This window comes from Bacillus sp. BC08 (assembly GCF_054326875.1).
The window spans coordinates 349,435-374,163 of sequence record NZ_JBTGPA010000037.1; the positions used below are offsets into that span (position 1 = coordinate 349,435).

A 24,729-nucleotide genomic window follows, 5' to 3' on the forward strand; every position below is an offset into this window, starting at 1 on the left:
CTTATTAAAGGGAACTTCATAGAGTTGAAAGGGGAAATACTTTTGAAAACAACTTATGTAAACGCTACAATCGTAACGATGAATGAACAAAACGAAGTGATAGAAAATGGATATATCATTGTAGAAAATGATCAAATTATAGATGTAAAGAGCGGAGAATTCGCTAATGATTTTGCAGTAGATGAAGTAATTGACATGAAAGGAAAGTGGGTTTTACCAGGGCTTGTAAATACACATACACACGTTGTAATGAGTCTCTTAAGAGGTATTGGCGATGATATGTTATTACAACCATGGTTGGAGACGAGAATTTGGCCACTTGAAAGTCAGTTTACTCCAGAGCTTGCGGTTGCTAGTACGGAATTAGGATTACTTGAAATGGTGAAAAGTGGTACAACATCATTCTCTGACATGTTTAATCCAATTGGAGTAGATCAAGATGCAATTATGGAAACGGTATCAAAGAGTGGAATGCGAGCTGCTGTTTCAAGAACTTTATTTAGCTTCGGAACGAAAGACGATGAAAAGAAAGCAATCGAAGAAGCTGAGAAATATGTGAAGCGTTACTATAACGAAAGTGGCATGTTAACTACGATGGTTGCACCGCATAGTCCATATACATGTTCCACAGAACTGTTAGAAGAGTGCGCTCGTATTGCAGTAGAAAATCAAACGATGGTTCATATTCATCTTTCGGAAACAGAGCGTGAAGTACGTGATATTGAAGCACAGTACGGAAAACGTCCAGTAGAATATGCAGCAAGTTGCGGGTTGTTTAAACGTCCAACGGTTATTGCGCACGGCGTAGTATTAAATGAAAATGAGCGTGCATTTTTAGCAGAACATGATGTTCGAGTAGCACATAACCCGAATAGTAATTTAAAACTAGGTTCTGGTATAGCGAATGTAAAAGCGATGCTAGAAGCAGGAATGAAAGTAGGAATTGCAACAGATAGTGTGGCCTCTAACAACAATTTAGATATGTTTGAAGAAATGCGCATTGCAACATTATTACAAAAAGGTATTCATCAAGATGCAACAGCGTTACCAGTTGAAACAGCTCTTACACTTGCGACTAAAGGAGCTGCTGAAGTAATCGGCATGAAACAAACAGGATCACTTGAGGTTGGAAAGTGTGCTGATTTTATTACGATTGACCCATCTAATAAGCCGCATTTACAACCAGCAGACGAAGTATTATCGCACCTTGTATATGCTGCTAGTGGAAAAGATATTAGCGATGTTATTATTAACGGAAAACGTGTCGTTTGGAATGGCGAATGTAAAACATTAGATGAAGAGCGTATTATATTTGAAGCGAGTCGTTATAAACGAGGTTTGCAAAGATAGATATTTTTAGGCTGTGGAGAAGGTTTTCTCCACAGCCTGTTTTTGTACCTTTGCCTGTGCTATGTGTCAACACTGATAAAAAGAGGGAAAGGAGAAATTTTTTATGAGTGTTGATTAATAAAACAGAAGAGAATGGTTTAGATAAAATCACTAGTTTCAAAAAATCCTTCACGCAATAATGATTGCATGAAGGATTTTGATGTTTTCTTATTTTTTTGTTTCATTGACCCATGCAATAATGTCCTGGATGACGTACTCGGGAACATTTGCAGGGATTTCGTACTCACTTGGAAGACTCAATTCCCCGTCACCCTCCGTGAAGAAATGATTCAATTTCGGATATTCTTTGAACTGAACATTCCCGCGTTTTGAAAGTCCTTCCTGCCATTTTGTATAATCTTCTTTTACTGTTACTTGATAATCGCGTGCCCCTTGCAGAATCAGCAAAGGCTCTTTTCGTGATTTTGCCTCCTCAACTGGACGCCACCTAGTAACATCATACATAAAATGAGGAGACGGAAATGGAAAATTGTAGCCAGCTGGCGGATGGTCAGGATCGAAAGTAGGATCCAGGATAAAAGCGAACTGTCTTTTTAGTTCATCGATTACTTCCTTTGGCGCCCCAAGGTATTGACTCACATCAATGGCAGTGTCAGTCAAAGGGCGTGCAGGTGGTGCGAGTAAGATACTTCCTCGAACAAGTGAGGAAGGCGCTTTGCTCAGTATTCGTGGCATTGTGCCAGCACCTTGGCTATGTCCGAGAATGAAAATATTATTTGGATCAATGCCTTCCTGCTGCGCTGCTGATTTTGCTGCATATATGGCATCATCTGTAGTATCACGGTCTAACGTAACCGGTTCTGCACTCATCTTTAATGCGTGTTCAAAGGTGCGTTTTTCATAGCGTAACACCGCAATTCCGTTGGACGAAAGGCCCACCGCAATGTCTCGTAAGATTTTTGTTCCCAGATATGTACTATCGCGATCATGGATGCCAGCACCATGAACAAGAACAACTACGGGTACCTTTTCACCAGGCTTATGTTTCGGAACCGTTAATGTGGCAGGTAACGGATAGGTAGAACTTCCAATGACGATTTCACGTTCTTTATAGGAAGCAGGTTGATCGTAGCTAGGCTGCGGGATAATATAAGATTCTGGAGGCGTCCTTACCCCAACTTCATCTACTTTCCCACCAGGTGTGAATTTAAGGAGTAACGGTATGGTAGCTCCTTGGGTGGTTCCTGGAATTTCCACCGTCAGATGGACCAAGTTTCGTTCTTTTATCACGGGGGTTCCCATACTTTTTATCCCGCTCCAGTCACTTTGTTTCCACCAGTTTTGTAATGTGTTTGCTGTAAACTTAGATTGAAAAGCAGCAGACGTCAACTGAAGTGCCTCTGCATACTTACCTTGCTGGAGATATTCAAAAAATAACGATGTCCGCTCTGTTAAAGAGACTCGTTCCTTTTCTGTAGATTGTTTCGCATGTGTATTTGCGTGAATAGCTGTTGTAAGCGGGAAAGATGAAATGCCAAAAGAAAAAAGCAGGGTAAAGGAAAGTACTGTTTTTTGTATTTTCTTTTTCTTATTCATATTTTAACCTCCAATATGTGATGGTAAAAACAGGCATGGTAATTATGGTTCTGGTGCAAAAAGGCCTAATCCATTGATATGTTCATCTAAAACCAACCGTGCTGATTTTGTCTTAATAACTTTGGTAACTCTTAATCTCTCTTTCTTCCTTCACTTCATATTTTGACTATACGAAACAAAGCTCTCGTTTTTCTTACTTGATCCTTACAAAAACCTTAAGTGTATAAGGTTTGTCAAATACCACTTTCTATCTGAACTTCTTTTTATGTGTTAACACGGATAAAAAGAGAATAAGGAGAGATTTCTTAGGGTGGTACTTTAATAATCATTGTGACGAATGTGTATCAGTTTCTGTTGAAGAGTTAGTTCCGAAAGAACATTTCCTTCATACAATTGAGGGCACAATTAGTTTTGATTTTATTAAGGAAAAGCGATCCTTTTTTAAAAGGATCGCTTTTTTCTTGAACGAATAAATATTCAAAAAAATGTCGCATCTTTCTATTCATATTTCTGCTATAATATATAACGCTTTATAATATTTTATACTTAAGGAGAACAACTCATGAAGCTAAAAAAGAGCCATTTAATGGTAATGGCACTTGTTACAACTTTATTATTAACAGCTTGTAATAATAAAGCAAATAAAAGTGACGCAGAGGCAAAAAAACAAGTATTAAATGTAACAGTATCAGAAGAAATTCCTTCTCTTGATACTGCGAAAACGATGGATGGTACATCAGCACACGTTATGCAAAACATATTTGAAGGTTTGTATGTATTAGATGATCAAGATCAGCCTATTCCAGCGGTAGCAAAATCGTTTAAAAGAAGTGAAGATGGTAAAAAATATACATTTGATTTGCGTAAAGATGCAAAATGGTCAAATGGAGACAGTGTGACAGCAAATGATTTTATGTTTGCATGGAAACGTGCAATTAACCCTGAAACAGCGTCTCAATATGCATACATGCTCTTTCATGTGAAAAATGCGAAAGAAATTAATAAAGGAACAATGGCTCTTGATAACCTTGGTGTTAAAGCGATAAATGATTATAAGTTAGAAGTGGAACTCGAACAGCCAATTCCGTATTTTTTACAGTTATTAGCACTGCCGATATACTTACCACAGCATGAATCATTTTTGAAAGAACAAGGAAAGAATTATGCATTGGAAACTAGTAATCTCATATATAATGGGCCATTTGTATTAGAGAAATGGAAGCATGAACAAGAGTTTCAATTAAAGAAGAATGCTACATATTGGGATGAAAAGAAAGTGAAATTAGACGAGATAAACTTTCAAATTGTAAAGGATACAATGACGGCTGTTAATTTATACGAAGCTGGTAATTTAGACCGGGTGCCTATTAATTCTCAATTTGTAGACAAGTATAAAGGGAATAAGGAATTACATATGTCGAGCGATCCTGGAATCGCTATGCTACGTTTTAATGAGAAAAATAGTGCGTTAGCAAATAAAAAGGTGCGTCAATCTATTTCATTAGCGTTAAATAAAGAAGATTTCGTTGCTCACTTTATTAATAACGGGGCAAAGTCTGCAAGCGGACTTGTACCAGCTGGTCATATAAATGAAGAGACTGGCAAAGAATTTAGAAAAGAAAATGGAGATCTTTCTCCATATGATTTGCAAAATGCGAAAAAGATTTGGGCGGAAGCGAAAAAAGAACTGGGAGTAGACGAAGTAAACCTCGAATTTTTAACATATGAACAAGATAATGCAAAACGTATGGCAGAATATATAAAAGGTGACTTAGAAAAGCATTTGCAAGGATTAACGATACAAATTAAACAACAGCCATTTAAGCAAAAATTACAGTTAGAACAAACAGGAGATTACGATATATCTATGGCAAATTGGGGACCGGATTATAAAGACCCAATTAGTTATTTAGAACTCTTTACGACGGATAATCAGAATAACAAAATGAATTATTCGAACCGTCAGTACGATGAATTAATAAAGAAAGCAAAAAGCGATTTAGTACTAGATCAGAAGAAAAGATGGAAAGTATTGCAAGAGGCCGAGCGTATTTTATTAGAGGATGCTGCGGTCGCACCGCTTTATCAAATGGGCTCAGCATACGTACAAAAGGATTATGTAAAAGGAATTGAGAAGCATCAATTTGGTGGTATTTATACTTATAAGAATGCTTATATCCTAAATTAATAAATACAAAAAACCTTACTTTTTAAAAGTAAGGTTTTTTACGCATGCATTCTATTAAACCGATTTTAATAAAGAATAAAAATTCGTGTCATAGGGGATATCATCTTGATACATATAATTTTTTAGAACGCCTTCTTTTTCAAATCCTAATTTTAATAGCACTTTATTGGAAGCTTCATTTTCAAGAAATACAATTGCCCCAATACGCTTTAAGTGAATGGTATGGAAACCGTATGATATAACCTCAGAAACAGCTTCAGTCGCATATCCTTTTCTCCAGTATTCAGGGAAAAAGGCATAACTTAAATTGGCCCGTTTATGCTCAGAAGACCAATCGTGAAAACCGATGGTACCAATGAGTTCTTTCTTGTTTTTTAATTCAATTCCCCACTTTATACCGCTTCTTGCATTGTAACTGAGTTTAAAGTTATGAATGACTTGTTTCACTTGATCAACATCTTGTAATGGTTTTTGGCCATAATAGCGCAGTACGTCAGTATTAGAGAAGCATTGTAGTATACTCGGTGCATCTTCTTCGGTAAGTTCTCTTAAAATGAGTCGGTCGGTTTTCAATATAGGAAACATGCTTTCACTCCATTTCTTTTGAAACTAGAATGTGTTGTTATTATATAATCTAGTCTGAAAATAAAGATTATTCAAGAGGGAAGTATGGTTTTAATTTATGATAAAATTGATTGTGAAATATATTTTAAAAAGAGGTTTGTATATGGAGAAAAACTCAATTTTAATTGTAGATGATGATCAAGATATTGTTCGATTTGTTAACGCGAATTTAATGCAAGAAGGTTTTAAAGTTTTAAGTGCTCATAACGGAGAAGAGGCTTTAGAAATCATAAATAATAACAGTATTCAACTTGCTATTTTGGATATTATGATGCCACACATGGATGGGATAGAATTGTGCAGAAGGATTAGAGAGAAACATAGTTTACCAATTATGTTCTTAAGCGCAAAATCATCGGATGTAGATAAAGTAATTGGATTTAGTACTGGCGCAGATGATTATATTGTGAAGCCGTTTAGTACAATTGAATTTATAGCGAGAGTGAAGGCTCAATTAAGAAGGTATACATATTTCAATCAAAATACTGTCCAAGTAATAGAAAAGAAAATAAACATTAGAGGTTTAGAAATAGATGAAGTGTCTAGAACAGTAATGTTATATGGAGAAACGATCAATCTTACGAAAACTGAATATGATATTTTGTACTTAATGGCAGCTGCAAAGAATCGTGTGTTCACTATTGAAGAAATATATGAAAGCGTTTGGAAAGAAAGAGCCTATGAAAGTAATAATACAGTAATGGTTCATATCGCAAGATTAAGAAATAAAATTGAAGAGAATCCAAAAGAACCGAAGTTTATTCAAAATGTTTGGGGAGTCGGATATAAAATTGAAGATTAAATCATTACAAGGTATTAGAGCTAAGTTTTTTATCGCATTCATATGTAGCATCTTATTAGCAACTGTAAGTATAATAACGTTTCAAATATTAATTGGAAATATATATGGTCAAGTTACCGAATTAGAGAAAAAATATTCATTTTTATATGTAATAGCTTTTTTAATTTTTACTACAATATATTTTGCATTCATGACAAAAACAATGATGAAAAGGTTATCTGAAATAAATAAGAACTTGAAAGAAATAAGTAATGGTAATTTGGAAATACATATACCTATTTCGAAAAATGACGAGATTGGTGAATTAGCAACGAATGTTAATAGGATGGCTAAAAGTTTAAAAGAGTCTATCGAAAATGAAAAAAAAACGCAGGAAACGAAAAATGAAATGATTAGCAATATTTCTCATGACTTACGAACACCTGTAACATCTCTAATCGGTTATGCGGACCTGTTAGGAAATCAGCTTCATTCAAATAGAGAAGAATGTGAACAGTATGTAAGTATATTAAAGCGAAAAAGTTATGAATTAAAAAATCAAGTAGATGATTTATTAGAATATTGTCAAATAAATTATAGGGAGATTGAATTACATAAAAGTGTAGTAAATATGAAAGCGTTCATTGAACAAATCATGATTGATTTTGTACCACAACTAGATGATGCTGATATGAGCTTTTGTATTAATGGTGATAAGGAGTTACATGTGGAAATGGATGTAGCGCTTATGGTGAGGCTGTTCGAAAATGTAATTAGTAATAGTATTATGTACGGGAAAGACGGAAAACAGATTTTGATTCGAATTTCTAAAAGAGACATGAATGTTGAAATAGAAATTAAAAATTTTGGACAATGCATTCCGAAAGAGAACCTTCCTTATGTTTTTGAGAAGTTTTATCGTGGCGAAAAATCACGTAGCTCTTATACAGGTGGAAAAGGAATGGGACTTGCAATTGCGAGAAGTATAGCAGAGCTCCATAAAGGGGATATCACTGTGTGCAGTAATGAGAAAGAAACTGTTTTTACCATCGTTTTACCGCATTATAAAGAATTGTAAGAAAATCGTAAGTATTTCTTTTATATGTCGTAATTTTCACTTCGTATTATGTAGAACAAAGATATGAGGGTGGGGGGTACAACATGTGGAAGAGATATGTATTAGTAATTTTAGTAGCGTTTTTAATTATAAGTTGGAGTGTAGTTTATTTAGCCCATGGTGTTATATCAGTCATTGTTTGGTGGGGGTTACAAGCCTTTAGCTTAGTATCAATCTTTATTTTGATAGGTTCAGTATTACTATTTTTGTGGAAAGGCATTTTCAGAAAGCGAATAGATAGAACACTACTCTTCATCGTTCTTTTCTCTATAATTGGAGCCTGGCCTTTAGGATGGTTTGCTAACATAGGGGGACTTGCTTACCCAGCAGATGTACAATCTATGAGTCCTAAAGCAGTCGTTCGCTTTCCTCTGAATGAACGAGCATTAGTGGGCTGGGGCGGTGATCGATTAGAAACGAACTATCATGCTATAAAACCAAATGAACGATGGGCATATGATATTCTTATTCCGCCTGCTGAAGTGAAAAGTAGTAATTTAGGGGATTATGGAATATATGGAGCGAAAGTAATGGCACCAGCTTCTGGAACAGTTGTATCTATCAATAATGATGAAAAAGATGTAGTTCCAGGATCGGATGATTTTCAGTCAATGGCGGGGAATCATATTTATTTACGACTAGATGAATCAGGGACATTTTTGATTCTTGCCCATTTAAAACAAGGATCAATTAAAGTGAGGGAAGGACAACATGTAAATGAAGGAGATGTTCTTGCCCAAGTCGGTAACTCTGGAAGTTCAAGTGAGCCGCATTTACATATTCATCATCAAAGGCAGGATCCATCCAAGGTGAGCATGTTTTTTTCGGAAGGATTACCACTTTACTTTCGAACTGAGAAAGGTGCGATAATGCCAGAAAGAGGTACATACATAAGTGGTAATGAAAAAAGGTATTCCAGTTTTATTGGAATACCTTTTTCTATTACCCTACAAATGTTTGATACAGTAAGAAAATATTTAAAATGATAACAAGTGCAGCAATGATCCAAGCGATAAAGGTTGTTATGCGGTGATTAACGAGTGCACCCATAATTTTTTTATTGCTTGTAAACATAATAAGTGGTACTAATGCAAAAGCAATACCGAATGATAAGACGACTTGGCTCATGACTAGAGCGTAAGTTGGATTTACACCTAAAGCGATAATAACTAAAGGTGGAATCATTGTAATAAAGCGGCGTAAGTATAAAGGAATATGCATTCGAATAAAACCTTGCATAATAATATCACCTGACATTGTACCGACAGAAGAGCTAGATAGTCCTGCTGATAAGAGCCCAATTCCAAATAAAGCAGCTGATACTGGACCGACTAAAGTACTGAACTGATTAAAAGCAACATCAAGATCTTCAACATGCAAGCCATTTTTAAAGAATAATGCAGCAGCAACAATTAACATACTCGCATTAATTGCTCCAGCGATAACCATTGCAATAATGATATCAATAAATTCGAAACGGAAAATCTTTTTCTTTTGTTCTTCAGTTGTTCCAACCACGCGGCGTTGTGTCAATGCAGAATGTAAATAGATTGCATGTGGCATAACTGTTGCGCCTAATATCCCTGCTGCAAGTAATATACTGTCTACACCTTGGAATTTCGGAATCAATAGTCCTGAAAGAAGGGGACTTAATTCGGGTTTTGCATAAAAAACTTGGATCCCAAATGCTATTACTACAATAAAAATCATCCCTGTAATAATAGCTTCTAGTGGGCGAAATCCTCTGCGTTGAAACTCAAGAATAATAAATGATCCGACTGCTGTAATTAAAGCAGCTGGTAACATAGGAATTCCAAATAATAAATACAATCCGAGTGCTGCCCCGATAAATTCAGCTAAATCTGTAGCCATAATAACGAGTTCACCTTGTATCCATAAGCCGATAGACACAGGTTTTGGAAAGTGCTCGCGAGCTATTTCCGGTAAATTATTTCCTGTAGCAATTCCTAATTTAGCTGATAAAGTTTGAATTAATACCGCCATTAAGTTAGAAGCGAATATAACCCATAATAGTAAATATCCATATTGAGAACCAGCTGCGATATTTGTAGCAAAGTTACCAGGGTCAATATAAGCTACGGATGCGATAAAAGCGGGTCCTAAAAACGGTAACAGTCGTTTCCAGCCTTTCGTTTCGCCACTTAAAGCTAAGTGTGCGGATTGAACAGTTGTGCTTTGAGAAGGGACTTGTTCATCTTTTGATATATCTTTATTCATAGTAGTTTTCCCCTTTGAAATGTTAACTTGATGAAATTATTGTAAGTATTCTTATTGTTTATTTCAATACATTTAGATGTATTAGATGATATTTTTATTTGAACATAAATGTTTCCTTAGTGCAAATTATATGCCTTGCTGCAATGGATGGTGTCGTGTAATAAAAAATTGGGAGTTTATGGTGTGATGACGTGGGGAAACATAATGAATTAAAGGGCTATTTTTGAAATTTATGTGAACAAAAAGCCGATAACCCAGCATATTAATTGATGGAATTGCATTTGTATGATATATAATATATTGGGATTACAACATAACCACAGGGTTTTGGTGTGTAATCTTGTTTTTTATTTTTGTTAACTGATAGAAAATAGTATAAAGAGAAGAAAATGGATTCATTTTCTTATTATATATGTTTTGATATGAACGTTAACTTATACATGATTTTAAAAATTAGATAGGTGGTAGAAACACATTGGCAACTACAAAACCATATAGAGTATTACTATATTACATGTACACAACAATTGAAAATCCAGAAGAATTCGCGGCAGAGCATTTAGCATTTTGTAATTCACTTGAATTAAAAGGTAGAATTCTTGTAGCAAAAGAAGGAATTAACGGAACTTGTTCTGGTACTGTAGAGCAAACTGAGAAATACATGGAAGCAATGAACAACGATCCACGTTTTGACGGTATCGTATTTAAAATAGATGAAGAAGAAGGGCATGCATTCAAGAAAATGCACGTACGTCCTCGTCCCGAGTTAGTGACACTTCGTTTAGAAGACGACATTAATCCAAAAGAAATTACTGGTAAGTATTTAGAGCCAAAAGATTTTTATGAAGCAATGAAACAAGAAGATACAGTTATCATTGATGCACGAAATGATTATGAATTCGATTTAGGACACTTTAAAGGTGCGATTAAACCTGATATTGAATCATTCCGTGAATTACCAGATTGGATTAGAGAAAACAAAGAAACACTTGAAGGTAAAAAGATTTTAACGTATTGCACAGGCGGAATTCGTTGTGAGAAGTTTTCTGGTTGGTTAGTTCGTGAAGGTTATGAGGATGTGAGTCAGCTTCACGGTGGTATTGTAACGTACGGAAAAGACCCAGAAGTACAAGGTGAGCTTTGGGATGGACAATGCTATGTGTTTGATGAGCGTATCGCTGTACCAGTAAACCAAAAAGAACATGTTATTGTTGGTAAAGACCACTTTTCAGGAGAACCTTGTGAGCGCTATGTAAACTGTTCAAATCCAGAGTGTAATAAGAAGATTTTATGTTCTGAAGAAAACGAAGCGAAACATTTACGTGCATGTTCTCATGAATGTCGTGTAAGCCCACGTAACCGCTACGTAATACAACATGAATTAACGGAAGAGCAAGTAGCTGCTGCATTAGAGAAAATCGAAGCAGGGAAGTAAGCTGAATTAGTGTAATAAAAAAGTACTCCAGGTTTTAGATTGGAGTACTTTTTTTATTATGTAGTTTTTCTTTTGTCAGTAATTCGATATATTGTAAAAATCGCTCATGAAAATTTCATTTACTGAATCCTGCCACGTATTTGTAATTTGAAAATAACCTTCTTTACTTCTTATCATCTTTCTCTTTTACAGCAGAAAGTACAGTTTGTTTTACCCATGCTTTTCTTCGTTTATGTTGTTGACTCCATTGGTATAAACTTTGCGTACCTAAAATAAGTGAAATGACGATACCGCTAATTGCTATTAAAAGTGCGAAAAATTCCAGTGGTGACGATATTTTGTTTGAATCAGTGTTTCTTAAAAGATCAATCATAGTAAACCCTAACATTTGGCCTACTACAGAGTAGAGCGTTAAAATTAATAGTAAAAGGCTATCTTTTTTAGAAGCGACATTTTCTTGATATTTAAATAAACTATCAAGATTTTGTTTTGCATTTGAGTATAGTACTTCAATGTTAAATAGATTTCTTAAGCGGAAGAAAATATCTTCACTCTGTGATTGGGATACTAGCTCTAAAGAAAAGTAATTCGCTGTAAATGAATTGATTGAATAAATTAATTTCTCTATTTCATTTGTATCTTGCTCAATATTTAACTCAGCATAAGCATTTGCCATTTTTAATAAAACAACTTTATGAAATAAATTCAATAATAAGGCGTAATAAAACTCCCCGTACATTTGACTAGCAAGTTTAGAGAATTCGTGTTCACCTTCGTTTGTTATACATGTGAAAATATGTTCTTCCATAATAAAGTAGCGATTAGGAGCCCATCTTTGATAAGAATGTTTTATTAAATAATCTTGAATATAAGGAACATTATTTGCACTAATATAAGGCTTACCATCGTCTGTTAATCCGGAAAGACTGGAAGCTCGGTATACATCAACTACATGAAGGTCCGACTCTTTGTTTATAGATAATAAAGTTTGTACATACATTCGTTGATCTTCAAAGAATGGGAATGTTTGAAAGTAAGAGCTCCGCAATCTCTTTTTCTCAAAGAAGTCTGTTAAGCCATGAAATAAATCGCCGAATATGAGCTTCTCTACTTGTGAATATTGTTTGCCATTACATTCGATACAGATAGTTTCATTTGTACCATTTTTAGTTTCAAGTACACGGAAGCGGGCGGCAAATTCAATTGCTTCTGATAATGTCATGTTTGGAGCGGTTTCTACTTCTGTCCGAATTGTTAAGAATCCAAGCTCATAAGGACAAAGTGTTACGTCAATAGAATGAATCTTGAATGGAACGGAAATCAAATTTGTTGTTAAATGTCCAGCTAAGTTAAGGTCTTTAGAATAGCGCTGCAATCCTTTTTGATGTGCTGAGTGAGGAAAGAGTATTTTATTTGTAAATGAAAGATAGTAAGCTTCCATATTTTGATGTGAAACTTGAAACTTTCCGTAGTATGTATTTTCATTTTCAAGATGATCAAGTCGAAAAGGGTGAAAATCATTTTTCTGTAAGAAAGGGAACATATTTTGTTCATATCCAGTTTTAAAAGAAAACGGGAATATAAATTGAAATATGGCTGTTGTTACATCTTTTTCCTCGATTGTTTGTATTACCTCCATTAACATTGTTTCCTTTCCATATATGCTATAAAAACAACATGCCCAAATTCATTTGAAAATAACCACTGTTTTATATTTGATTGAGTATGAAAATTCAGCTTATTTAGTAGGGGACATGTATAATGTTATGTATACGAAATGTTATAAAATTGTATTTTGAAAAGGGGGATGTTGTATGCGTATTTTAGTATTAGGAGCTGGAGGCGTTGGAGGTTTTTTTGGAGGGCGCTTAGTAGAAAAGGGAGAGGATGTTACGTTTCTTGTTCGTAGTAAACGGAAAAAACAATTGGAGGAAAGAGGACTTGTAATTAGAAGCATAAACGGAGATTTTTCCTTCCAACCGAAATTAATAACGAAGGAAAATCGAACTGCTCCATTTGATGTCATTTTATTTTCAACAAAAGCGTATCACTTAAACGAGGCAATGCAAGATTTGAAGCCGTTTGTAGGTGAAAATACGGTCATCATTCCATTGTTAAATGGTATTGCCCATGTATCACTATTACAAAAGGAGTTCGGCGAAGAAAAAGTAATTGGCGGTTTATGCTTTATTGAGACGACGCTCAACGATCAAGGAGAAATAGTACAAACGAGTGCTGCCAACAGACTTGTATTTGGAGAAATGAAGTCTCAAGATTCAGAGAGAATACAGCATATTTCTAAAGCATTTGCAGGTACGAAATCTAGTTTTGTATTAAGTGAAAATATTACACAAGATATGTGGCATAAATATTTATTCATTACTGTAATGTCGGGTGTGACGACATTGATGCGTGCACCGATAGGGCCGATTCGCGGTAGCGAAGGTGGTCGCGATTTTATCCAAAACTTATTTGAAGAATGTGTGCAAATTATGAAATATATAGGGGCACCAGTTAAGGAAGACATTGTCCAGGAACATATGAAAACAATTGATAAAATTTCGTACGATATGAAGTCATCGATGCAGCGGGATATGGAAAAAGGTGCGTCTATTGAAGGGTAACTAACTGTTACGATTTATTTAACCAATTATAACCAAAGTTAATTAAATATATCAGTAAGCCCTGCTAGTCAAGTGATTGGCTAGTAGTGAGGGGTAACTGCGGGCAATCCCTAAAGCTGATTGAACTACAACGTGGCTAGAAATGGCGAGCGTGAATGTCGCGAAAGCAGAAAAAATCAATCAGATGGTGCAAGGTTAAATCCTAAACACTAGAACAATGGGTCTTCCGCCTCGAATCATCTAAGTCAAAATGGATAAGATGAACGTTCAACGACTATCTCGTATAACTGACGAGAGTACACCACAAGCCTACGGTGGTGGAAAAATCCTCTATCTCTAAAGAGATAAACATATAGTCTGCGCTCATGTGAAAACATGAGAAGTTCATAAGAGAACTGGCTAAGGAATTGCGCCCTTAGTTGAACAAGATAAATTTTATTAAATCTATCAAACTTCATTGAAAATACCGAACGTACGTGCTATGTTAGGTTCAATGAGGTGAGAATAATCATGAAATTTTCACGAGTTAGTCAAGTATCAGAATTAACAGGTTTGCATCCGAGTAGTCTAAGGAGAATGCTGGTGGAACACGCTACGATTCAGAAGAACAAATCTTTCATTAAAGGAGTTACATTCTGATGATATTAGCGAAGAAAGTCAGACTGATTCCAACGCCTGAACAAGAACAAGTGCTTAGAAACCATGCTGGTGCTGCAAGATTCGCTTATAACTATTGTAAAAGAATGAGTGATAGATACTATAAGCTATTTGGAAAATCTGTTTCACAGTTAGCTTTACAGAAACGATTTACAAAGATCAAGAAGCGAAAGAGATATGAGTGGTTAAATGGCATCAACGCACAAGTTCCTAAACAGGCTTCAAAAGATTTTGATAAGGCGAGAAAACATTCGTTCAAAAAGTACAAAAATGGTTATCAAACTTCTTATAAATCCAAAAAAGATGTAATCCAAGGATTTTATGCCAATTATGAAAGACTGGTTATAGGAAAGAAAGTAGTTCATATTCAGTCTATTGGAGAAGTGAAAACAAGCCAGCAACTACCAAGAAACAAAAAACCATCCAATCCAAGAGTTACCTTTGATGGTCGTCACTGGTGGATGAGTGTAGGATTCCAAGAAGACTTTGAATTACAAGAACTAACCGATGAGTCGATTGGTGTGGATGTTGGTTTAAAAGAGCTGTTTGTAGCTTCTAATGGTATGAAAGAACGAAATATAAACAAAGATGCCAAGGTTAAAAAACTTTTGAAAAGGAAAAAGTCAGCGCAAAGAGATATGTCTAGGAGATTTAAAAAAGGTGTAAAAATTCAATCTGCCGGATATGAAAAAGCGAAAACTGAGCACCTGCGGTTATCTAGGAAAATTACGAATATCCGAAATAACCATATCCATCAAGCAACAGCTAAATTGGTGAAAACCAAACCAATGAGAATTGTTGTGGAAGACTTATTTATCTCAAACCTGTTAAAAAACAAAAAACTATCGAAAGCATTTTCATTTCAAAAATTAAACTTCTTCTTTCAATGTTTGTCATACAAGTGCGAGAAGTATGGCATTGCGTATGTAAAAGCTGATAAATGGTTCGCCTCAAGCAAGATTTGCTCATGTTGCGGAGTTAAATACGACCATTCAGTTCAACCAGAAGGACAGTGGAGTTTAAAAATACGTGAGTGGTGTTGTGCTTCATGCAATAGCCATCACGATAGGGATGTAAATGCGTCGATAAATTTATCAAGATGGGTAAAATGAATACTTGATAATAGGAGGTAACGATACTGCCTCGTGTGGAGTGTTATACCCCTCGTCCCTTTGGGGCTGCGAGAACACGATGAAGCACTAACTCGTGTAAATTTGATTGAATTGTATAGATTTAGTTAAGTTTATCGTATCGGAAGCATTTACAAGGATACTTACTAGATCCAGCAGAACAATTTTCTATAGAAGCACCATTATTGGGAGCGGTATATCAAAATTTGAAAGTGTATGAAGAACTGCTCCTTAACAAATCAGCAATAGAATTGGATGTATGAAAAAATAAAAAAGAAAGCAATATATAAGTGTATTGCTTTCTTTTTTTATGACAACTTATTTATTTCTTTTTGTTCTATCTGTCAAATTTATTTCCTGTTCACGTTTACCGTATAATTGATTAATTTCATTTGCTAACGCATCTAAATAGGAATCGGAAAAAATAGGCTTCTTTTCTTTAGACATGTGGGTCTCCTTTATCGATTTTTTAGTATTCATTATGTATATTTACCGGCGGATTATGCGCAATCATTTAAATTTTTTCTTTTTAAAAATTTTTGTTTACATTTTGAAAATAAAGGAGTATTATAATCCACAGTTTCAATTTTCTAAATCGCTGAAACCGCATGGTGCGGGGGACCCGTTCTTATGGATTAGTTCTTAATCCAATGGGGTGAATCCTTGAAAAAGGTAGGGCTACTCATAGGCCCGAATCCGACAGCTAACCTCGTAAGCGTTATATTGAGAAGGAAGGTGGAGCTTGTGCGACAAAAAAAATAATGTCTACAAGTCTATTTCGCTATGGCTTGTAGACATTTTTTGTTTTCTGAAGAAATAGTTTGCTGGCTGTAACAAGCAGCATCGTTCGTACAAAATTATTGGAGAGTGGACAGCAGTGGTTTCATCTATTAAAAGATTTTTAATTGGAAGACCGTTAAAATCAACTGAGCTAGGAGAGCAAAAGCTTAATAAAACGAAGGCGTTAGCTATTTTATCTTCTGATGCATTGTCATCGGTTGCATACGGACCAGAGCAAATTTTAATTGCTTTAGCAGGTCTTGGAGCGATTGCTTATTGGTATTCTATTCCGATAGCTGTTGGGGTATTAGTGTTATTGACAGCCCTTATTTTATCTTATCGTCAAATTATTTTTGCTTATCCGCATGGCGGGGGAGCGTATGTTGTATCAAAAGAAAATTTAGGGATGAATCCAGGGTTAATAGCTGGAGGATCTTTATTAGTCGATTATATTTTAACTGTTGCGGTAAGTGTTTCAGCAGGTACAGACGCGCTCACATCAGCTTTTCCTAGCTTACATGCACATAATGTAATCATTGCGATTATATTTGTTATATTGATTACTATTTTAAATTTAAGAGGGGTAACAGAATCAGCTTCCGTTTTAGCATATCCAGTTTATTTATTTGTTCTAGCACTATTTATATTAATTGGGGTAGGGATTTATAATATTTTAACTGGTCACGTGTCACCGACTTTACACACGCCGATTGGAACACCAGTTGCAGGAATTAGTTTGTTCTTACTGCTACGAGCATTCGCATCGGGTAGTTCGGCTTTAACAGGTGTTGAGGCGATCTCTAACGCAATTCCAAACTTTAAAGATCCTGCACCTAACAATGCTGCGAAAACATTGCTTGCAATGGGTGCATTACTCGCAGTTTTATTTTCTGGAATTGTTTTCTTAGCTTATTATTACGGAATTACTCCAAGTAAAGAAGTAACAGTTGTTTCACAAATTGCTGAACAAACTTTTGGGCGTAATTTCATGTATTATTTCATACAAGGTACAACTGCTTTAATATTAATTCTTGCTGCTAACACAGGGTATTCTGCATTTCCATTATTAGCAGTTAACCTTGCAAAAGACAAATTCATACCGAGAATGTTTACGATTAGAGGAGATCGCCTAGGTTACTCAAACGGTATTATTATACTTGGAATTGCTTCGATTATTTTAATTGTAGCTTTCCAAGGCCAAACAGAACATTTAATTCCGTTATATGCAGTAGGTGTATTTATTCCGTTTACCCTTTCTCAAACTGGTATGGTATTAAAATGGCTTCGTGAAAAACCTGAAGGATGGATTTTACGATTATCGATTAATTTGATTGGTGCAGTTATTAGTTTTATCGTAATGAGTATGTTCTTTTTAACTAAATTCGCACAAGTATGGTCGATTCTTATTTTCTTACCTGTTATAATCTTCTTGTTCCACCGAATTAAGAAGCATTATGATGCGGTAGGAGACCAACTAAGTTTAAAAACTTGTGAGCCACTTGTTCCGATTAAGGGAAATGTAATTGTCGTTCCGGTAGCTGGTATGACTCATGTAGTAGAAAATTCATTGAATTATGCTAAGGCTCTTTCTGCAGATCAAGTTATCGCTGTATATGTTGCTTTTGACAGAGAAGAGGAAAAGAAATTCGAAGAGAAATGGAAGAAGTGGCAACCTGAAGTAAGACTTGTTACATTACATTCGCATTATAGAAGTATTATTCAGCCGCTCACAAAGTTTATTGATACAGTGCAATATAAAGCGAGTGAATCAAATTACCGAGTTACAGTCGTTATACCACAGTTCATTCCGAAAAAAGGTTGGCATAACATTCTTCATAACCAATCTAGTTTACTTATTCGTGCGTATTTACTTTATAAAAGAAATGTTGTTATTACGACAGTGCCATATCATTTAAAAAAGTAAGAAGATTTTTTAAGGATAGCTTCATGAAAGTGAAGCTATCCTTTTTGTGTATACGCTATGCATAATTGCATATGAGCCTAAAAGATATATTTATATAATTTTTACGTCTGTGAATAAGTAGAGATTTTTGTTGTGATATATGGATATTTCAATTGGAATAGTGAAGCGGATTATATTTTGAAATAAGGACAGGAAAGCTTGAAAATAAAGGGAGTGAAAATACTTCTTTACGTTATATAAATAGCTGTGTTTAAATGACCTTACAGTACAAAACTTACATGAAAACAAAACAGAATTTCATATTGACGTACGTTTTTTAGTTTATAATGAATAATATTTTCATGTAATATATTCACTGTGTGAATATGGAAATGGCTATAAAATAGAAATTTTATACAATATTATTCATACTAATCACATATGAAATGTTTTATAACAATAAGTAAGTACTGTAGCAATAAAGGTTGAGAAAGGTGGTTCATACATGGATCGCGGTGAGAACGTTCTCTATTTTAACCATCTCAAATTATGTGTAAGAAAATAGAATAATAAAATGCGATAGTAATAGTTACTAATACATAGGAGGAGTTAAAGTGAAAAAGACTTTAATTACAGGGTTATTGGTTACGGCAGTATCTACGAGTTGCTTCATTCCTGTAAGCGCTTACGCTAAGGAGGGGCAAACAGAAGTGAAAACAGTATATGCACAAAATGTAATTGCTCCAAATACATTATCCAATTCAATTAGAATGTTAGGATCACAGTCACCACTAATACAAGCATACGGATTAGTTATTTTACAACAGCCAGACATTAAGGTGAATGCGATGAGTAGTTTGACGAATCATCAAAAGTTTGCGAAGGCAAATGTAAGAGAGTGGATTGATGAATATAATCCGAAGCTAATTGACTTAAATCAAGAGATGATGAGATATAGTACTAGATTTAATAGCTATTATAGTAAGCTCTATGAACTCGCAGGAAACGTAAATGAAGATGAACAAGCAAAAGCAGATTTTACAGGCGCATATGGAAAGTTACAATTGCAAGTACAAAGCATCCAAGAGAGTATGGAGCAAGATTTATTAGAGTTAAATCGATTTAAAACGGTATTAGACAAAGATAGCAATAACTTATCGATTAAAGCTGATGAAGCAATAAAAACACTACAAGGATCAAGTGGAGATATTGTGAAGTTAAGAGAAGATATTAAAAGAATTCAAGGGGAAATTCAAGCTGAACTAACTACTATTTTGAATAGACCTCAAGAAATTATTAAGGGTTCTATAAATATCGGTAAACAAGTATTTACAATTACAAATCAAACTGCACAAACGAAAACAATTGATTTTGTTTCTATCGGTACTTTAAGTAATGAAATTGTAAATGCTGCAGATAGTCAAACGAGGGAAGCAGCTCTTCGCATTCAGCAAAAGCAAAAAGAGCTACTACCACTTATTCAAAAGTTATCACAAACTGAAGCAGAGGCGACACAAATTACATTCGTTGAAGATCAAGTAAGTAGCTTTACAGAACTAATCGATCGTCAAATCTCAACTTTAGAAACGTTATTAACGGATTGGAAAGTTTTAAATAATAATATGATCCAAATTCAAAAGAATGTTGAAGAAGGCACGTATACAGACAGTAGTTTACTACAAAAACATTTCAACCAAATTAAAAAAGTAAGTGATGAAATGAATAAGCAAACGAATCAATTTGAAGATTACGTTACAAACGTTGAAGTACATTAAAAATAAGTAACGATATAGGGAGAGAAGAAAAATGACAAAAAAACCTTATAAAGTAATGGCTCTATCAGCACTTATGGCAGTATTTGCAGCAGGAAACATCATGCCAGCCCATACGTATGCAGCTGAAAATACAGTGAAACAAGCTCCAATTCATACGGTAGCAAAAGCTTATAATGATTATGAGGAATATTCATTAGGACCAGAAGGCTTAAAAGATGCAATGGAAAGAACAGGTTCAAACGCTTTAGTAATGGATCTGTACGCTTTAACAATTATTAAACAAGGTAATGTTAACTTTGGTAATGTATCGTCTGTTGATGCGGCTTTAAAAGGGAAAGTAATTCAGCACCAAGATACAGCTAGAGGAAATGCGAAGCAATGGTTAGATGTATTAAAACCACAGCTTATTTCAACGAATCAAAATATCATTAACTACAATACGAAATTCCAAAACTATTATGATACTTTAGTTGCTGCGGTAGATGCAAAAGATAAGGCGACTCTTACGAAAGGTTTAACTAGATTATCAAGTAGTATTAATGAAAATAAAGCACAAGTAGATCAGTTAGTAGAAGACTTGAAGAAATTCCGAAACAAAATGACATCGGATACGCAAAACTTCAAAGGTGATGCGAATCAAATTACATCTATATTAGCTAGTCAAGATGCTGGAATTCCGCTTCTGCAAAATCAAATTACAACGTACAATGAAGCGATTAGTAAATATAATGCAATTATTATCGGTTCATCAGTTGCGACAGCTCTAGGGCCAATTGCAATTATTGGTGGTGCAGTAGTTATTGCTACAGGTGCAGGAACGCCGCTAGGAGTCGCATTAATTGCAGGTGGTGCAGCAGCTGTAGGCGGTGGTACAGCTGGTATCGTATTAGCGAAGAAAGAACTTGATAATGCACAAGCTGAAATTCAAAAAATAACAGGACAAGTTACAACTGCTCAATTAGAAGTAGCAGGATTAACGAACATTAAAACACAAACTGAGTATTTAACAAATACAATTGATACTGCAATTACAGCGTTGCAAAATATTTCAAACCAATGGTACACAATGGGATCAAAATACAATTCTTTACTTCAAAATGTAGATTCAATTAGTCCAAACGACCTTGTTTTCATTAAAGAAGATTTAAACATTGCGAAAGATAGCTGGAAAAACATTAAAGACTATGCAGAAAAGATTTATGCTGAAGATATTAAAGTAGTAGATACGAAAAAAGCTTAATTAAATACGAATCGTTAGAGCGTTACGTATTGATGAAAGATTTGAAGCTCCTGTTCAGTTGTGAGCAGGAGCTTTTTATACCTTTATAAAGAAAATAGGTGAAAAGAATGCAGAAACGATTTTATAAAAAATGTCTTTTAACGTTAATGATTGCTGGGGTGGCAACGAGTAACGCATTTCCTTTACATCCTTTTGCAGAAGAACAAAACGTAAAAACATTGCAAGAAAGTGTGAAAAATTATTCGTTAGGGCCAGCTGGATTCCAAGATGTAATGGCGCAAACGACATCAAGCATATTCGCAATGGACTCATATGCAAAATTAATTCAAAATCAGCAAGAGACTGATCTAAGTAAAATAAGTTCCATTAATGGTGAGTTTAAAGGAAATATGATTCAGCATCAAAGAGATGCAAAAATTAACGCGATGTATTGGTTAGATCATATGAAGCCGCAAATTATGAAAACGGATCAAAATATTATTAATTACAATAATACTTTTCAAGCGTATTATAATAGCATGCTAATTGCGATAGATCAAAAAGATAGCGTAAAGTTAAAGGCGGATTTAGAAAAGTTGTATGCGGATATTGTAAAGAATCAAAATGAGGTAGATGTATTATTAGGAGATTTGAAAGCCTTTCGCGATAGAATGGCGAAAGACACAAATAGCTTTAAAGAGGATACAAATCAACTAACCTCGATTTTGGCAAGTACGAATGCTGGTATTCCAGCTCTAGAACAACAAATTAATACATATAACGATTCAATCAAAAAGAGTAATGATATGGTCATTGCTGGTGGCGTACTTTGCGTTGCATTAATAACATGTCTTGCTGGCGGACCGATGATTGCCATTGCGAAAAAAGATATCGCAAATGCAGAAAGAGAAATAGCAAATTTAAAAGATAGAATTTCTGGCGCACAAGCAGAAGTTGCAATTTTGACAGATGTAAAAAATAAAACAACAAATATGACTGAAACGATTGATGCAGCAATTACAGCATTGCAAAATATATCAAATCAATGGTATACAGTAGGGGCAAAATATAATAATTTACTACAAAACGTAAAAGGAATCAGCCCTGAAGAATTTACGTTTATAAAAGAAGATTTACATACAGCGAAAGATAGCTGGAAAGATGTAAAAGATTATACAGAAAAATTACATGAAGGTGTGGCGAAATAAACAGTGGACTAGTTCCCCTGTTTATTTTTCATCCTGTTTTTTGTGAGAAGTGGACTTGTAATTTGATATATAAATTTTCTATGTTTTTTATCTATGTTATTAATAACATTTAGACAAATTGATACTAATAACATAGATGAATTTCTGATGGGGTACCACCAGAAAAATGCGGATTTACAACGCTAAGTCCATTTTCAAGCCGATCCCCTCATTTTTAACAATGTTAAGAAAGTTTCAATGGTCTTAAAGAATGTAACGAAATCATTTTTTGAATTAAAATGGTATTCTCCAAGTAAATTAAAGAGTAATTATTAAACAAAGTAAAGGTAGAAGTTGAAATAAGTAAATTGTTTTCAATCTTATAAAATATATTATTTTTGTATAAAAATAATATATTTTACAGCTCTTTTTTATTATTATTGTAATACCCTAATCATTTGCAGCAGAATAGGGAAAAAAGATACCCTAAGGTACCTTCCTCCGAATTGATATTAACCATGTTAAATGCTTGCCGGTGCATCGATTGAAACATTGATAGTAGTAGGACTTCCGAAAATAGAGATTTTTACAGCATCAACTACTATCTCATTGCTATCTTTATTAAATTCATTTCCTTCAACCATTCTATCTAGTTTGTCTGACCATGTTAACCCTGTAGCTTTTATCATGGCTTTAACAGTGTCTAGGTCTGGAGCGCCATTATATAAAATACTGTTAATTGTTTTATCATCTCTTCTCAGGCTCACACTAACCCATTTAGCTTCTGATGTACTATCTTCAGCTTTTGTGTAATAAAAACGATGAGTTTCAGTGCTTTTTTCATATTCAAGATTAAAAGGTAGTATTTGAATACCTTGATTAGTTGAATCATCTTTAATATTGTTGTAGTTTTGCAGATATTGATCTGTAGTCATATCCTGAAATGCTAATTTCCCTTTTGGTTTTGTTTCATCCTTTTTGTATGTAGGTTCAGATGACTTTGATTCAGTTGTAGTTTTCTCATCTGGGTTACAAGCAACCATACCTATAAGTAATGCGCTAAAAGTTAATGCTGTAAGTAATTTTTTTTTCATTATTATGCTCCTTCGTTTACAGATGACTTTCAACCAGTTTTTTAGCTTCCTTGTGAAAAATACGGCGTTTTCTTCTTTTGTTACTTCTAATTTAGTTCTTTTTGTACCCGATTTACTAATCAATTCGAAGTGAATATAACCGTTAGTTAGTGACTTAGGTTTCTTAAATTTGATTTTCTTAATATCCTGGTATTATATCTCTACAATCCTCTTGCTAATGCCCAACACTTCTGAAGATTTGAAAGCGATTTGTTCATTATCGACGATTAAAACCCAGTTATAAGTCCTGAATTATTTCATCTTTATATCTCTCAAATAAAATATTTAAAGTAAGTATAACAAATTAAGGTCATCCATTTTGTTATACATTTTTCCTTTGTAAAGCGTAAAAAAGTAATGAATAGAACGATTGGATTATAAGAAGGCAATATCCAAAGTAATGTGAGATGCGTATGTTAATAATTTTTAGTTTGAAAGTCTAGTTGCATCTTACGTTAAGGACGTTCTTTTGCAGTTATAACTATCTTGTTAGAAAATAGGGTCTAAGCTTCAGATGACAAGAATGGAAGTCATTCAAATAGAAACGAATCCAGTAATAAAACATTTAGTCAAAAAGGATCTTCTTAAAAAATTTATTAATCATTTGTTTTCTAACTAAAACAAAAACCCCAATTATATACTTTTCAGGAAAGTTAACGGAAGGTGACAGTAATTGAATTAAAATTTGTATTTATCATTTGAATTAACCTTTACTGTTTCTATAAGTTCATGTTGTATACTGAAATTCGGTAGTAACAATAGAAATAGGAAATCAGACAAAAACAGTAATCTATGTAGAACCAGAGGTTACTTATGAATTTTTTACTATTCTTAAATATGAGAAGTTTATTATAGGTAATGTAGATTAATTAGTGGAATAGGTATTGGTAATGATAGGATAAAAAAGTCAAAATGAATAATTTTCGTTATAATTTTACCGCTTAACCGGAAAAAATGTAGCGAAAATACTATTTTGTGTTTGTTATAATTTA

General features: G+C 34.3%; 18 protein-coding genes, 2 pseudogenes and 1 riboswitch. Of the genes and pseudogenes, 14 read left to right on the forward strand and 6 right to left on the reverse strand.

The features are described from left to right. Positions 1 to 24: 24 nt before the first annotated feature. Complete coding sequence (locus ACXVYO_RS25440) at positions 25 to 1,350, forward strand: bifunctional S-methyl-5'-thioadenosine deaminase/S-adenosylhomocysteine deaminase (RefSeq protein WP_458468919.1); 1,326 nt, start codon at positions 25 to 27, stop codon at positions 1,348 to 1,350. A 207-nt stretch (positions 1,351 to 1,557) separates the two neighbouring features. Here ACXVYO_RS25440 and ACXVYO_RS25445 read toward each other — a convergent pair whose 3' ends face one another. Continuing rightward, positions 1,558 to 2,946, reverse strand: coding sequence for an alpha/beta fold hydrolase (locus ACXVYO_RS25445; RefSeq protein WP_458468921.1), 1,389 nt, complete (start codon positions 2,944 to 2,946; stop codon positions 1,558 to 1,560). A gap of 562 nt (positions 2,947 to 3,508) precedes the next feature. Between ACXVYO_RS25445 and ACXVYO_RS25450 the strand changes: the two genes are divergently transcribed. Beyond that, positions 3,509 to 5,134 (forward strand): peptide ABC transporter substrate-binding protein, encoded by a 1,626-nt coding sequence (locus ACXVYO_RS25450; RefSeq protein WP_458468922.1) that lies wholly within the window; start codon positions 3,509 to 3,511, stop codon positions 5,132 to 5,134. 54 nt (positions 5,135 to 5,188) lie between these two features. Here the strand turns inward: ACXVYO_RS25450 and ACXVYO_RS25455 are convergent, their stop codons facing one another. Next, positions 5,189 to 5,719 carry a GNAT family N-acetyltransferase gene (locus ACXVYO_RS25455; RefSeq protein WP_458468924.1) on the reverse strand — a complete coding sequence of 177 codons (531 nt, stop codon included), beginning with the start codon at positions 5,717 to 5,719 and terminating at the stop codon, positions 5,189 to 5,191. 142 nt (positions 5,720 to 5,861) lie between these two features. Here ACXVYO_RS25455 and ACXVYO_RS25460 point away from each other — a divergent pair, with 142 nt between their 5' ends. From ACXVYO_RS25460 to ACXVYO_RS25470, 3 genes are all read left to right on the forward strand, one after another. After that, a complete protein-coding gene (locus tag ACXVYO_RS25460; protein ID WP_458468926.1) occupies positions 5,862 to 6,560 on the forward strand; it encodes a response regulator transcription factor in 699 nt (232 codons plus the stop codon). Continuing rightward, positions 6,550 to 7,617, forward strand: a complete 1,068-nt coding sequence (locus tag ACXVYO_RS25465) for a sensor histidine kinase (RefSeq protein WP_458468927.1) — start codon at positions 6,550 to 6,552, stop codon at positions 7,615 to 7,617. Before ACXVYO_RS25460 ends, ACXVYO_RS25465 begins: the two co-directional genes overlap by 11 nt. Before the next feature lie 83 nt (positions 7,618 to 7,700). After that, the gene (locus ACXVYO_RS25470; RefSeq protein WP_458468929.1) at positions 7,701 to 8,642 is read left to right on the forward strand and encodes a M23 family metallopeptidase; all 942 of its coding nucleotides are present in this window, start codon (positions 7,701 to 7,703) and stop codon (positions 8,640 to 8,642) included. Here ACXVYO_RS25470 and ACXVYO_RS25475 read toward each other — a convergent pair. Continuing rightward, a complete protein-coding gene (locus tag ACXVYO_RS25475; RefSeq protein WP_458468930.1) occupies positions 8,599 to 9,894 on the reverse strand; it encodes an Nramp family divalent metal transporter in 1,296 nt (431 codons plus the stop codon). The genes ACXVYO_RS25470 and ACXVYO_RS25475 overlap by 44 nt on opposite strands. A gap of 475 nt (positions 9,895 to 10,369) precedes the next feature. Here ACXVYO_RS25475 and trhO point away from each other — a divergent pair, with 475 nt between their 5' ends. Further along, the gene (trhO, locus tag ACXVYO_RS25480; RefSeq protein ID WP_458468932.1) at positions 10,370 to 11,329 is read left to right on the forward strand and encodes an oxygen-dependent tRNA uridine(34) hydroxylase TrhO; all 960 of its coding nucleotides are present in this window, start codon (positions 10,370 to 10,372) and stop codon (positions 11,327 to 11,329) included. Positions 11,330 to 11,492: 163 nt separating this feature from the next. Here the strand turns inward: trhO and ACXVYO_RS25485 are convergent, their stop codons facing one another. Beyond that, a complete protein-coding gene (locus tag ACXVYO_RS25485; protein WP_458468934.1) occupies positions 11,493 to 12,968 on the reverse strand; it encodes a hypothetical protein in 1,476 nt (491 codons plus the stop codon). A 175-nt stretch (positions 12,969 to 13,143) separates the two neighbouring features. Between ACXVYO_RS25485 and ACXVYO_RS25490 the strand changes: the two are divergent. The 4 genes and pseudogenes from ACXVYO_RS25490 to ACXVYO_RS25505 all read left to right on the forward strand — a co-directional run. Continuing rightward, positions 13,144 to 13,950 (forward strand): annotated as a pseudogene (locus tag ACXVYO_RS25490) (ketopantoate reductase family protein); the annotation flags it as partial. Between the two features lie 513 nt (positions 13,951 to 14,463). Further along, positions 14,464 to 14,592, forward strand: a complete 129-nt coding sequence (locus tag ACXVYO_RS25495) for a hypothetical protein (RefSeq protein WP_000672785.1) — start codon at positions 14,464 to 14,466, stop codon at positions 14,590 to 14,592. After that, the gene (locus ACXVYO_RS25500; protein WP_458468935.1) at positions 14,592 to 15,722 is read left to right on the forward strand and encodes an RNA-guided endonuclease InsQ/TnpB family protein; all 1,131 of its coding nucleotides are present in this window, start codon (positions 14,592 to 14,594) and stop codon (positions 15,720 to 15,722) included. The genes ACXVYO_RS25495 and ACXVYO_RS25500 overlap by 1 nt, the downstream gene beginning before the upstream one ends. Before the next feature lie 146 nt (positions 15,723 to 15,868). Continuing rightward, positions 15,869 to 16,003 (forward strand): annotated as a pseudogene (locus ACXVYO_RS25505) (oxidoreductase); the annotation flags it as partial. 55 nt (positions 16,004 to 16,058) lie between these two features. On the opposite strand, the gene ACXVYO_RS25510 reads toward ACXVYO_RS25505, so the two are convergent. Beyond that, the gene (locus tag ACXVYO_RS25510) at positions 16,059 to 16,187 is read right to left on the reverse strand and encodes a hypothetical protein (protein WP_000031869.1); all 129 of its coding nucleotides are present in this window, start codon (positions 16,185 to 16,187) and stop codon (positions 16,059 to 16,061) included. A gap of 139 nt (positions 16,188 to 16,326) precedes the next feature. Further along, positions 16,327 to 16,473, forward strand: a riboswitch (cyclic di-AMP (ydaO/yuaA leader). 144 nt (positions 16,474 to 16,617) lie between these two features. Between ACXVYO_RS25510 and ACXVYO_RS25515 the strand changes: the two genes are divergently transcribed. From ACXVYO_RS25515 to nheC, 4 genes are all read left to right on the forward strand, one after another. After that, on the forward strand, positions 16,618 to 18,444 hold the full coding sequence (locus tag ACXVYO_RS25515; protein WP_458468937.1) for an APC family permease: 1,827 nt from the start codon (positions 16,618 to 16,620) through the stop codon (positions 18,442 to 18,444). 593 nt (positions 18,445 to 19,037) lie between these two features. Then, a complete protein-coding gene (gene nheA, locus ACXVYO_RS25520) occupies positions 19,038 to 20,198 on the forward strand; it encodes a non-hemolytic enterotoxin NHE subunit A (protein WP_458468938.1) in 1,161 nt (386 codons plus the stop codon). 31 nt (positions 20,199 to 20,229) lie between these two features. Continuing rightward, entirely contained in the window at positions 20,230 to 21,438 is a 1,209-nt protein-coding gene (gene nheB, locus ACXVYO_RS25525; protein ID WP_458468940.1) for a non-hemolytic enterotoxin NHE subunit B, read from the forward strand. Positions 21,439 to 21,545: 107 nt separating this feature from the next. Further along, complete coding sequence (nheC, locus tag ACXVYO_RS25530) at positions 21,546 to 22,625, forward strand: non-hemolytic enterotoxin NHE subunit C (RefSeq protein ID WP_458468941.1); 1,080 nt, start codon at positions 21,546 to 21,548, stop codon at positions 22,623 to 22,625. Between the two features lie 500 nt (positions 22,626 to 23,125). On the opposite strand, the gene ACXVYO_RS25535 is transcribed toward nheC, so the two are convergent. Beyond that, entirely contained in the window at positions 23,126 to 23,698 is a 573-nt protein-coding gene (locus tag ACXVYO_RS25535; protein WP_458468943.1) for a hypothetical protein, read from the reverse strand. Between the last annotated feature and the right edge of the window lie 1,031 nt (positions 23,699 to 24,729).